This window comes from Nostoc sp. (assembly GCF_036919675.1).
GTDB lineage: Bacteria > Cyanobacteriota > Cyanobacteriia > Cyanobacteriales > Nostocaceae > Nostoc.
In genome coordinates this window covers 37,129-49,870 of sequence record NZ_JBALCP010000057.1, presented here as the reverse complement: position 1 = coordinate 49,870, position 12,742 = coordinate 37,129, and the positions used below count along the sequence as shown (strand labels likewise).

General features: G+C 42.2%; 8 protein-coding genes and 2 pseudogenes. 2 read left to right on the top strand and 8 right to left on the bottom strand.

The genetic code is table 11. The features are described 5' to 3' along the window. Positions 1-45: 45 nt before the first annotated feature. Entirely contained in the window at positions 46-966 is a 921-nt protein-coding gene (locus V7K49_RS10935; protein WP_335205548.1) for a hypothetical protein, read from the top strand. Between the two features lie 9 nt (positions 967-975). On the opposite strand, the pseudogene V7K49_RS10930 reads toward V7K49_RS10935, so the two are convergent. Both V7K49_RS10930 and V7K49_RS10925 read right to left on the bottom strand, forming a co-directional pair. Next, positions 976-1,840 (bottom strand): annotated as a pseudogene (locus V7K49_RS10930) (LynF/TruF/PatF family peptide O-prenyltransferase). Between the two features lie 493 nt (positions 1,841-2,333). Continuing rightward, on the bottom strand, positions 2,334-2,903 hold the full coding sequence (locus V7K49_RS10925; RefSeq protein ID WP_335205547.1) for a hypothetical protein: 570 nt from the start codon (positions 2,901-2,903) through the stop codon (positions 2,334-2,336). Positions 2,904-3,229: 326 nt separating this feature from the next. Here V7K49_RS10925 and V7K49_RS10920 point away from each other — a divergent pair. Then, positions 3,230-3,871 (top strand): annotated as a pseudogene (locus tag V7K49_RS10920) (universal stress protein); the annotation flags it as partial. 99 nt (positions 3,872-3,970) lie between these two features. Here the strand turns inward: V7K49_RS10920 and V7K49_RS10915 are convergent. From V7K49_RS10915 to V7K49_RS10890, 6 genes are all read right to left on the bottom strand, one after another. Then, a complete protein-coding gene (locus V7K49_RS10915; protein WP_334869234.1) occupies positions 3,971-4,162 on the bottom strand; it encodes a hypothetical protein in 192 nt (63 codons plus the stop codon). A gap of 216 nt (positions 4,163-4,378) precedes the next feature. After that, entirely contained in the window at positions 4,379-4,678 is a 300-nt protein-coding gene (locus V7K49_RS10910) for a WGxxGxxG family protein (RefSeq protein WP_334869236.1), read from the bottom strand. A 1,070-nt stretch (positions 4,679-5,748) separates the two neighbouring features. Further along, entirely contained in the window at positions 5,749-7,782 is a 2,034-nt protein-coding gene (locus V7K49_RS10905) for a serine/threonine-protein kinase (protein ID WP_335205546.1), read from the bottom strand. Positions 7,783-8,226: 444 nt separating this feature from the next. Further along, the gene (locus tag V7K49_RS10900; protein WP_335205545.1) at positions 8,227-9,279 is read right to left on the bottom strand and encodes a serine/threonine-protein kinase; all 1,053 of its coding nucleotides are present in this window, start codon (positions 9,277-9,279) and stop codon (positions 8,227-8,229) included. A gap of 444 nt (positions 9,280-9,723) precedes the next feature. Next, a complete protein-coding gene (locus V7K49_RS10895; protein WP_335205544.1) occupies positions 9,724-11,958 on the bottom strand; it encodes a glycoside hydrolase in 2,235 nt (744 codons plus the stop codon). A gap of 78 nt (positions 11,959-12,036) precedes the next feature. Further along, complete coding sequence (locus V7K49_RS10890; RefSeq protein ID WP_012408256.1) at positions 12,037-12,267, bottom strand: NifU family protein; 231 nt, start codon at positions 12,265-12,267, stop codon at positions 12,037-12,039. Between the last annotated feature and the right edge of the window lie 475 nt (positions 12,268-12,742).

Genomic DNA, 12,742 nt, shown 5'->3' with positions numbered 1-12,742 from the left:
AAAAATAAGGAATGTTAGGAGACAGAACATAATAAAATATCAGACATGACGCAAAAGCTAGATTCGAGTAAGAAAACGGGAGAAGAGATACTGCAAGCCATCGAGCCAAAAGAAATTGCAGACGAATCAATGCGTCGAACAATAGAAATATTACTGAACCTCATAGAGCAATTACAAGCAGAAGTAAAAGAATTACGAGCAGAAAATCAACAGTTAAAAGATGAAAATAACCGCCTGAAAGGAGAAAAAAGTCAGCCAGACATCAAAGCCAACAAGAAAGGGGATGCCAAAAATCACTCATCAGAAAAAGAACGACAGACCCTAAAAAAGCACAGCAAAGGCAGTAAGAACGGGACGATTAAAATAGATAGAGAAGAAATACTGAAATACCCCCAAGACAAACTGCCAGCAGACGCAGAATTTAAAGGTTATCAAGAAGTAATCATCCAAGACATCACTCTCTTAACGGACAACATATTATTCCGGAAAGAAAAATACTACTCATCATCAGTTGGAAAAACCTATTTAGCCGAACTTCCTTGTGGTTACGAAGGGGAATTCGGGTCTGGAATCAAAACCTTAGTGATTAGTCTGTACTACGGGGCGGCACGTTTGCGGGGGAAGCTTCCCCCGCAAAGCTGCCTTGGTAACATGACCCAAGGCAAATTATTAGAGTTTTTAGAAGATATTGGGATATCCATATCAGCAGGATATTTATCGAACCTACTAATTAAAAACCACGTTGATTTTGAAAGCGAGAAAACAGAAGTATATGCGTCGGGACTAGAGAGCAGTCCTTGGCAACACTTAGACCAAACAGGTGCGCGGGTGGGTGGGGTGAACTACACCACTAATGTAGTGTGCAACCCTTTATATACAATCTACTCGACTACTGCCAATAAAGACCGATTGAGTGTAGTGAAAGTATTGCAAAACGGACGAGAATTAGAGTTAATTCTCAATTAGTTTTCATTTTTATAGAACGTAATAAAGATTCATTTCCTCGATGTGCTGAGACTGTAGCTCACTTTCTAGAACAGCGATCGCCATGCTTTTTACAGGTTGGTGCTGATAGTAGGCATGAACTTTATGAGCCAGATCATTGGCAGGAAAGTAAGTGAAAAAGTCATTAAAATTTTCTAAATAGTAGTAGATTTTTCGGGATGGATTGGCTGTTGATAGCCCGATGTAAATCCAGTTACAGATTGGTAGAAGCTTCAAGACTGTTGGCGAGAGGACTTGCATTAATCGTTGTTGTACATTGGGCTGCTGCCACTCATATTTATTAAAGCGGGGATAAAGCTCGATGTTGCTTTCGCCCTTAAAGCCAAAATCGAAACCCATGTGCAGAGAGTTTTTAATCAGCAATGTTCGTGCATCTGCTTCTAGATTCTTCCCAATATAGGTTAATCGCCAGTTCTTGTTTCTCTGGATAATCTTTAACAGTCAGACCAATGTCTAATGATGACTCTGCAGGGTCTCTAGGCAGATCAACACCAAACATGAACTTGCTAATTTTGCTGATATCAGAATCAACCGTAAGGAATCTATCAATTAGTGAGTAATTTAGATCAACATCAATTCTTGAATTGATTTGATCAAAGAAGTCAATTATTACACCTAGTTGGGTTGTGTTTTCGAGCTTGAATCCCAAACTAAACCGCGCAAAATAGATTCGATCTGCTTTAACTTTACACCCGGCTTCTAGAAAACACCCCTCTGCGATTTTCTCAATTTTTGCAACAAAAGATTTGAAGAGTTCTAATCCATTTAGATTCTTAATCTCAAAAGCTTGTTCATGCTTGGAGATGAACTGTAGTTTTTGAGGCAGTATATTCATTTTTATCACTCCCCATTTCAACTTATCAATGAAAAGTCATGACCGGAAAAAAGCGCAATTTTCAGACTGGGTATGCTTATCACATTTTCTCAACGTCACAGTAGCTTAACGGAAAGGTGAAATACAGCCAAACTGCATAGTTGTTGGCGAAGCCTGCCTAAGGCTTAGATATGAGTTGACAAGCGGTGACGCTAAGCTGTCGCGTCTTTAATTTTCTAGAGTGTCCTCGTTGCAATAAGGGTTCCAGAACATCAAAAGTGCAAGTTATATACGCGACAGCTTAGTACATAAATCAGGGACTAGGGAAGTATAAGTACGTAGGGAATTTTACTACTCTATCAATGCGTAAGTCCTAAGTAATTGTTTTTTGGAACCGTTCACAGAAACTTTAAAGCAAGATCAGTATCTTTGCTGTATCAGTGGTTAGCGTCAAACACGCAACACGACGCAAAACCACGATGACGAATGAGAAGAAGACGGTAGTACAGATGAATTAGAACCAAGTAGGAACATCATCATCATCCTCCTCTCCATCACTTACTTCTTCCGGATCGTGCCTCCCCGTATCGTCTAAACCTCTATAAGAACTGTCTACAGCGGCAGCAGGTGCTAAGATCCACGAGTCGCCAGCATTTTCCACGGTAGTTATATAACCATCGTACTTTATATCGGGAGCTAGGCTTTGATTACTGTAGGAGATGTTGGTGATGCGAACGCGATCACCATAGCGAATTAGACCTGTATCGCCATCAGCTTTAGTAATCTGCCAGCTCTGTTTATCCTCATCATAGCCATCTTGCCAATAGTAACAATCATGGCTATCCGCAAAAGCCCCCAAAATATTATTGTTGCCCATTGCTGATTCTGTCGTTCTGATTTTGATGCGGCTGTTGGCTTGAACCTCGCCATTGCCGCCCACAAGTTCAAGTTTTATTACTTTTTTTTTCTCTTGGCTCAACTTCGGCCAGTTGTAGCGTCCTTGTTCAACCGCAATCAAGTATTTACTGCTCTCATGCTTGATATAGAAGGTATCACCAAACTTAACGACATCTTGATTAGACATGAGCATGTTCTCCTAATTAATTATACATTTGTGTTGCCAAAACTTATCCAGAAACAGCAAAAGTTTTCTTAACGACCTCAACAATCCACCGAAAAACATCCATCATCCAACGCATAAAGTCTTCTCCTCGATCCCCACCATCCATCTAAATCGTATGTAAGCGATTGGTGCGACAGTCCAGATGATGAACTCGGTTCAGGAGCTTTTGGCTCCAGTGTGCCCTAGAAGCGAAGCGCATATAACGTATTGGTGACTGACATTAGTGATTGTCATTATTTGTAAGTACTGCTTCTTACGAGACATTCTCCCACTTTTTGTGCAAAGTAAAATGGTATCGGCTCCCCCTATTTATTGAGCCGATACCTCACGATGTCGCGCAGGCAATCTTGGAGACAATCAACGAACAACACATCGACCTAATTTTAATGGGATGGAAAGGTAGCACATCTACCCCTGGTCGGATTTTTGGCAGCGTTGTAGACACCCTAATTCGCCAAGCCACTTGCGAAGTAGTGTTAGTAAAATTAGGCACTACAGTGCAATCAACACTTCATTCTCAGCCCTCCTTCAATCGCTGGCTAATCCCGATGGCTGGTGGCCCCAATTCCCCGCTAGCGATTAAATTGCTCCCGGCTTTAATTACATTGGGAAGTAAACCGCAAATTCGCCTGACACAAGTGTTTAAGCCATCTGAACCAAAATCAGATATGTCAGTTTTTGAAAAACCCATCCGCCATTTGATGCGTCGCTGCCAATTGTCCAGTACTGTAGTTGCTCTCCCAGTCCAAGCTAATTCAGTAGCGGAAGGTGTGATTAACCTAGTGAAAACCGAAGGTTACGATGTTGTAGTTTTGGGAGCTTCGCACGAGGGATTGTTGCAGCAGGCGATTCAAGGTAATATTCCAGAAGCGATCGCCTCTGGTGTAGAAAGTACAGTGATTTTGGTTAGGGGTGCAATTAACAGTTAAGGGACTGACAAAAAATAAATTATCCAAAATTATTTGCACATTTGTAGGGGATCTTGGCCTTGCGCCCCTACGATGGGATGTTTTTTTAACTGGAAGTCCCTAATAATAAAATATACTAATAATCAAAGCAATAATTATTGGTATTAGGATTGGAATAGCAACTATAAGTCCCCACTTCCCAAACTTAATTTCCTCACCCTCAGATTTTAAAAACGCAATCCAACCTATAACTCCCATCAAAATCCAAATACACCCAAAAACAAGAAATATAATAAATACTGAATCTTCCATTTTTTTCCAATTATATGTATACAAAAAAATGTAAACATACAAACAAAGCCTGCATTGGCAGGCTTTACCCATAATTATCTTTATAACTTATGCCAAATTACAACACAACTCCTTATTAAGGAGCTGTGTAAAAATAACATGAACAATTTTCACGTAAAAGCTATATTTAGCAACCCATTCCAAATCAAATTTGTACAACTTATTTTTACATGCTGCCTACAAGTTAGAACGGGAGCCAGAAGAGCCTACCACATTAGAGTCACCATTACCTACAATATCATCGCCTCTGCGGCTCTTGCGACCAAATAAACCAAATAAACCGAGCAAGCCCAGTAAACCCCAATCACCATCCCGATGATTTCCGTCAGTAGCAGTGCGACCTGTAGTAGTATCTGTAACACTAGAATCAGGAGTGGTTGTTGTCTGAGCAGAAGCAGGTAGAACTGTGGGCAACGTAGCCAAACTTAAAGCTAGAACACTACTTCCCAGAATTTTAGAGACATTAAAGCGTTTCACGATCACATTCCTCAGTTAAATTGTTCTAAATAATAATTAAAGTATATTAAATTATGACAGCGCCAGCATCAATCTTTAGCTGCAAATATAAATCTGCTTAAAGTTGCATTTGTGATCAGCCAAATAAGCATTTTGGTATACATATAGATTCCGATGCATGACAAATTAGGCAATAGTGTAGTTAGCGATCGCATTAAAGCTAGCTCGATTCCAGAAGGGAAAATATTTATTTTTAAAACCAAAAATTACGTCTTCAGGGATGACAGATGCCGATAAGTAGAAAGCAATATTTCCGCAGCTATCGCCTCTGGTTTAAAAATCCAGTGATTTTGGTCAGGGGTGGGCTTAATAATTAAAAAATTGGAATCCACATGAACTCGGTAAATACAGATTGACTATCTTCTGATAATTTAGATTATTTGAAACTATCGCTTTATGTCGAATAAAAAACCTGGCTGCTCAGATCCCAAACCTTGTTTTGACTACGTATCAAACCAATCGTCTGTTTTTCATCGGCTGCACATTTCAGGGGCAAGTTGCTGCCCACCAGCAGCTATTTGACAACCCAATAGGTTGATCTGACTTTTCACGGTATCTGGAAAACCTCACTTCTATTTCTCTCTCCTAAAAGGAGGAGCCACTGCGCCCTTGCGCTCTGCCAACTTGTACCCCTGCGGGGAAGCAAGCTACGCGCAGCGTCTCCCCTTCTCCCAAAGGGAGAGGCTAGCGCCAAGGGAGAAGCATGTGGCGTCAGAGACTTTGAACTTTCCCCCTTCCCGCGTCGGGAAGGGGGTTAGGTTTTTCGTGGGCTTTTTCAGATGGCGTGAAAAGTAAGATAGGTTGATATATAGCAAACAACAGTATATATTTGAACACACGTTATCAAAATTTGGCGCTTTGATAATTTGCTGCCACCAGAAAGATATTTATGAGCAAAGCGATTCTCTTAAACAGACATTTTGCGATCTTGGGGGTTGGGTGATTTAAAACGATGGCAAATTGCGTGTTTTAGTTTAAGTTGACACCAATGCACATCTATGCACCCCGATGCAATTCAGGATGATTCCTCCTCACTGAGACAACCGCCAAATCTTAATAGTATTGTCCTCACTACCACTGACAAGGGTCTTGCCATCAGGACTGAAGGCGACGGATGTCACAGTGTTGGTGTGCCCTGCCAATGTGAGAATTTCCTCTCCTGTGGCTGGATTCCAGAGTTTAATGGTGCGATCGCGGCTACCACTAGCAAGAATTTTACCATCGGCACTGAAGGCTACGGATGTGACAGTGTTGCCATGTCCCGCCAGTGTGCGAATTTCTTTTCCCGTAGGTAGATTCCAAAGTTTGATGGTGCGATCGCGGCTAGCACTGGCTAAAGTTCTCCCATCTGGGCTAATTGCTACGGTTGTTACTGTTTGAGAATTTCCTTCTAGTGTGCGGATTGGGTATCCCTTTGTTAGATTCCAGATTTTGATAGTTTTGTCAAAACTACCACTGGCAAGAATCACACCATCGGGGCTGATGGCTACTGAGCGCACCCAAAATGTATGCCCTGCCAGTGTCCGAATTTGCTCTCCTGTTGCCAAATCCCAGATTTTGATCGTGTTGTCATCACTGGCAGTAACTAGAGTCTCGCTATCAGCACTGATGGCTAGGGCATGAATTGAGTCAGAATGCCCCTGCAAAGTGCGAATTTGCTTTCGCGTTGTCAAATTCCAAATTTTGATGGTGTTATCATCACTACCACTAACCAGAGTTTTGCCATCTGGGCTGATGACTACGACATTTACCTGCTGAGAATGCGCGTTGAGTAAAGAGATTGCTTTTCCGGTTGCTAGATTCCAAAGTTTGATGGTGCGATCGCCGCCACTGCTGGCAATGGTTTTGCCATCGGGGCTGATGGCGACAGATAAAACCGAGTTTCCATGTCCTTGGAGGGTGTTAGCTAAGGAAACCTTTGCCAAGGTAATCTTTGACGGTTGACCTAAAAGCGCTTCATCTTTGCCAGGGCTATTGTGCTGAAGCCTAGAGACTAAACTGGTCTGAATCCGGCGAAAATGTTTATACCAAGATTTTTGGAATCCGAACAACAGAATCAAAGCACTTAGCAAAATTAAAATTCTCAGTAAGGGATAACTTTTTGGTAAATATGGGGCCTTAGTTGGTGGTATTTTTCCAGAGGATTTCCCGGCTGGTGGTAGTGCGAGGAGTTGTTTTGGAGTCAAGTCTCTGAGGACTTCATCGGCTGACTGGTAACGTTGCTGGATGTCTTTTTTCAAAAGCTTGTCGATCACAAAATCCAACTCCGGATTTAATGGACTCCGCAAATATTGCCGCCAATTACTCACCCAGGCGTACCCAGATTCCATCCACAACTGAAAGGGGGAATTTCCCGTTAGCAGATGAAAGCAGGTAGCCCCTAAACCGAATAAGTCACTGGCGGGAAAAGCTTTACCATCTCTAATCTGTTCTAGGGGAGAATAACCATGCGAACCAATGGATGTACCAGATTTCTGCTGAACTCTGGCGGTGAATTGCTTTGAGGAACCAAAATCAATCAGACTTAATCGCCCATCACTTTTATGGCGGATAATATTTTCTGGCTTGATATCCCGATGAATGACTTTGCGATCGTGGATAAATTTGAGGATGGGCAGTAAATCTAGCAAAATAGATTGAATTTCACTAGCTTTATACGCCTTGCGCTGTTGCAACTCCTTTAACAAATTCTCCCCATTGATAAACTGCTGCACTAAATATAGGCAGCCATCTTGATCAAAGTAAGCTAGCAAAGTCGGAATTTGGGGATGTTCCCCAAGGTCTTGTAGTCGCTGCGCTTCTTCTGCAAACAACTCCATCGCCTTTTTTTGCGACCAAGTTCCTTGGAATTTTGGAGCTAATTGCTTGATAACACAGCGTTCATTGAGTTTATCTACGTCTTCTGATAGATAGGTTCTGCCAAATCCCCCCTCATCTGAAAGGACTCGGATGACACGGAAGCGATTTCTTAAAAGTGACACCAATGGGGTGCTACAACTTTGGCAAAACTTCTTTCCATTGGGATTCAGGGGATTTGGGCAATCGGGATTTAAGCAGCAGATCATGATCTGACAGGCGCGACTGCATGACAACTTAGGCTAAGTTTGCCCCTAACTTTCCCTTAAGAAAATTGACTCTCGCTTACTTGTGGTAGAAAACCCTGTCTGGGGATTGGGGAATTACTTATATCGTTAGCGTTTGTAAATAGTAGTCAGTCTTCCTTATCTGTGGAAAACTACGAGAGCCATAAGATTAATTATTCTCTCGATTATATAATAATCTGAATAGAAATTTTTTCTGAAATGTTAGCCCTAGTAATTTTGCTTGTATATTGGCAGGCGACAAGTGACTAAGTATTAAGTTAAACCCTGATTAATTAACCATTACTGACTATGAAATCTAGTCAAAATGCTTACTAAATTTGTTTTTAATATTTTAAATCGCCCATGATTAATTATTCTTTTGATACCTTAGCCAAATAAAGCTTCAACTTAATTCTGTCACCTTGTTTACTTGAGCTTTGCTCTCCATTTCCGAATAGCACTAGCAGTTCTGGCGACAGGTGGTATGTATACATCAGGAGTTTCCTGAAAATTTTCGTGTTGTATAATACTTTTATTATTTAATTTTTGGGTAGTTAGACAGTTTGCCAAAGTAGGCAAATAGCTTTTCTTACTTAAAGCTTTCATCACTTCATCGGCAGTCTTAAACCGATCATTTAACGTAACTTTCACCATTTTTCCTAAAATATGAGCGAAACTGTCGCTAATATTTACCTCTTTTTCCCAGCATATCTCACCAGAATTCGCGTCGTACTCAAATTCTAAAGGACTTTTAGCAGTCAACATATAAATACAAGTTATACCCAGTGCATAAATATCACTGGCATAAACTGGATGTAGAGAAAACTGTTCTGGTGGTGCAAATCCCCTAGTCCCAATAAAATTGGTGTGTGCAGCTTGATTGATTGAGTTTTCACAAACATCAACTAATTGCTCTTTCACCGCACCAAAATCAATCAGCACTACCCGCCCATCATCCTCACACCGCAATAAATTTTGGGGCTTAATATCCCGATGAATTACACGATGTTGATGAAGATACTGTAATACTGGTAATAATTCTTGTAAAAACTGTTTAACTGAGGTTTCACCTTTGGGCCCAGTTTGCCGCACTTCTCGTGCCAAAGTCAAACCCGGTACGTATTCTTGAATTAAGAAAAACTCTCCATTCGCCTGAAAGTAATCTAATAACATGGGAATTTGCGAATGACTACCGAGTTGACCCAAAGTTCTTGCTTCTTTTTCAAAGCGCATACATGCCCTTTGCCAACTTTGCGGATTAGTCACTTTCGGACAAAGCTGTTTAATAACACACAGGGGCTTCCCAGGTAATAGGGTATTTTTGGCTAAAAAAGTGATGCCAAAACCACCTCTACCCAAAATTTGCAATATTTCATAGCGATCGCGAAATAGCTTCTTGGAACCACACATCTGACCAAGTTGAGTTTGCTGTGAAATGCTCTCTTGAGAATTTGTTATTTTCTGATAAAAGCGATTCATTAGTATAGGATATTTACTCTGACATGTCTCTAATTTTACGATAAATATTTCTTGGTAACAGTAAAATTACTGCATCTTCGCTAAATCCTCATTACTTTTCTGTTAAAAATTCAAAAAGCAAAAATAAATTTTTGTAGAACTTACGGATTGACAAGAAAGAATTAAATATGTTTTCCAAAAATCTTTGCAACACATGAATCGACTGTAGGGGCGCAACTTTGCCGACCTTTAACAAGGGGATTTTGCCCCTTGTTAAGCCCCAAGTCTTGTTAATTGAGATGGTAGCTAGATTTACACGCCCACTGGACTAATACTGATTACCTGTGAGGTTACATAGAACAAGGGAATTTTGCCCCAAGTCTTACCAAGCGTGATTTTGTGCAGTTTCACAAAGAATTGGTATAAGTATTTTGTGAAAAGCTATAACACCAAGGGTAGTGAGTTCTAAGGCACCTCAATGGGAATCAAAGCATTTTCTGGTAAGTAGTTGGAAAAATGCCCTTCATCCGCAAGCACCAAAATCAGGCGCAACGGATAATCTGGCGGAACTTGCAAGTCTGCCCACGGCACTGCCAACTCTAAACAACTATTTAAAGCTACTTGAGCGCGGCTGAAACGGGGATGCCATTGACAATTGTCTCCAGCTTCCCGAAACTGAATCGATTGTGTCAGCAAGTTAATTTCCAAAAGATGGTGGAAAAGGTAATTAAGTGGGGCTGCATCTGGTAAATCTGCCAAGGGAACTGGGCTGTTGACCATTGTTTTTTCTGGATAAAACCAGAGCAGATTCAACTCTGTTGGCAAATCCTGCCCTGGTGCAGCGCCACTTTTAAAGTCCAGCCGCAAATAAAAATTGAGGTGATCTACCCCATACCAAAGTCGCTGGATGACACTGCTATTGTGCATCGTCCCCCGCGCCCCACCGATTTCTATGCGTCCAGCTTTGTCCCAGTCTTGTTCATCACCCTTACCATCGATGACGGGATGAATAAACCCTTGTGGGGTGTGGTTTCCCTGTGCTTCGTGGATTTCCACTGGTTGCTTGAGATAGGGCGGTACAGGTTCATTTAATGCCTTGTAAATGCCAAACAGATGTTCTCGAAATAACTGGTCAAAGATGGCATCTTGATTTGAAGAGTGTCCTGTACCAAACCACCAAAACCAGTCAGAACCCTCTGCGGCATATAATGCTTCCCAGGCTTCTGGGTTGTTTTCTTCCGTCGCTTCGGGATGACTTGCCAACAGCTTCCTGGCTTCTGTCAAGTAATCCCAAGCACGATTTTTGGCAGGATCGCCGATCCAAGTGGTGAAGCTGCCATCCACCCAAGAACCGCTATGTAGTTGCCCTCCGGGAATAGTGGCTGTGGCTGGAAATTCTTCCAGAAATTCGGAGACGGTGACGAGTTTGAGGTGGGGTTCATCGCTCAAACTTTGATACAAAGCTTCTAGGAAGGGTTTGCCGTCTTGGGGATAAAATTCCCAGCAATTTTCCCCATCCAAAGCGATGGTAACTAGCCAAGGTTGTTCACTTTGACTATCTCTTTGCATTTTAGCGATCGCTTGTAAATGTCCCACTAAGTCCGCTGCTGCCTGTTTTGCTGGCATCGCACTGTAGGTAAAGCCAATCAAATCTGATAATCTGTGGTCACGAAACACAATTGACAAGTCGCCCTCTGCGGTTTGCAGGCGATACGGTTGGTACAACAGTTCTGGTTGCTGCACATTCCCCGCCCCATCCCGATGAAAAAACTGTTTCAGCGTCCACCCTAAGACGGCTTCATCTGAGCATATCCACTTAAATCCTTGGTTAATAATATCTGGAAGTATCTGTGGACTTACTGACTGTTCCGAAGGCCACAAACCACGAGGGATCTGTCCAAAGCGTTCTTTATAGAAGTTCCAAGCTTTCCGCAAGTGGCGGGGAATATCTTCTGCCCACTGAAATCGCTGCTCAGGTAGTATCATATTGGGCACAGCTACCCGACCAGAGTTGGTATCAGCTAGCAAGGGCAAAATCGGGTGAGTGTAAGGCGTGGTGGTAACTTCTAGCTGCCCCGCCTCCTGCATTTTTCGATGTTGGGGGATAATGCGGCTGAGGATTTCTCGCTGTTTGGAATAAATGCGCTGGCGATCGCTTAAAGTAAAATTCCGTCCCTGTTTTAACCAAGCAGCAATTTCCGGGTCATCCCAAAAGAGCGGATCGATCCAAGCCAAATTGTGCCAAGCTAGCAAATCACCATAATCTGGCAATTCCCAATTTGCCAAACACCAAGCTTGCCCCTTCTCCTGCCTTTGCTGGTACAACTCGGCATAGCGGGGATGAGGGTCAATCAGGGTGTGGTGATTGGCATCGAAAAAGTGTTGGATAATGAATTCCCGCTGTTGCTGCTTGAGTTGTTCATCTGGTGTCAAGCTGGCTGTGAGATAAGGGTCAAAAGCAGTACCAGCAATATAATCTTCAAGTTGCAATATCAGCGATGGAACTAAATTCACTGTTTGGTGTAACTTAGGATACCGCTCTAAAAGCAATATCAAATCCAAATAATCTTTAGTCCCATGCAAACGTACCCAAGGTAGCCGGTACTGCTGACTCGAAGATAGCGAAACGCCGCTGCCAGGAGATTTGTACAGCGGCTGATGTTGATGCCAGATAAAAGCGATGTAAAGAGGATGGGACATAAGAATAGTTAGGAGTTAAGAATGAGGAGTTAGGAGTTGATTCAAAACTCATAACTCCTAACTCCTAACTCCTAACTTTTACACCACTTGCTCAATTTCTGCAATTTCGGGAATCATTTCCTTGAGGCGGCGCTCAATACCCATTCTCAGAGTCATTGCAGAACTGGGGCAAGAACCACAAGCACCTTGCAACCGCAGTTTTACAACAGGCCCATCGAGTTCTACGAGTTCCACGTTGCCGCCATCAGACATCAGATAAGGGCGCATTTCATCTAAGACTGTTTCAACGTTGTCAATTGTGAGTTCCATACTTTTAGACCTGCTAAGTTAATGATGGGCATTGGGGAGCCACTGCGTTGCCGGAGTTCCCCCGGTTGAGGCAAGTGGCGTCATTGGGCATTAACAATTCGTAATTCGTAATTACTAATGACACTCTCTAGGCGGAGTCGTTGGCGCAGCCTCTCCAAGAGTTGAGGCTGCCTAGAGAGGGCGCCTGATAAAGAAGACAGTAATTACATTGCTGTGAGCCTGCTTACTTTACTCTAGCCTTTAGATTCTGCTTTGCAGTCCAACGAACGCAGGATTTAATGCTCTTAACTATACGTCACCGTAAAAAGGGGTCAAAAATACTATTTTTCGTAAATTGAGTAGAGCAAAGCAAAAGCCAACATTTAGGCGTTTGTTGTGTTTTTTTTCTCAACCCAGCCTATAATTATACAATTTTTTTGTGGACTAAAGACGGAATTCTTTCCAATCTCCAATCCCCAATTTTGTTATTAAATAA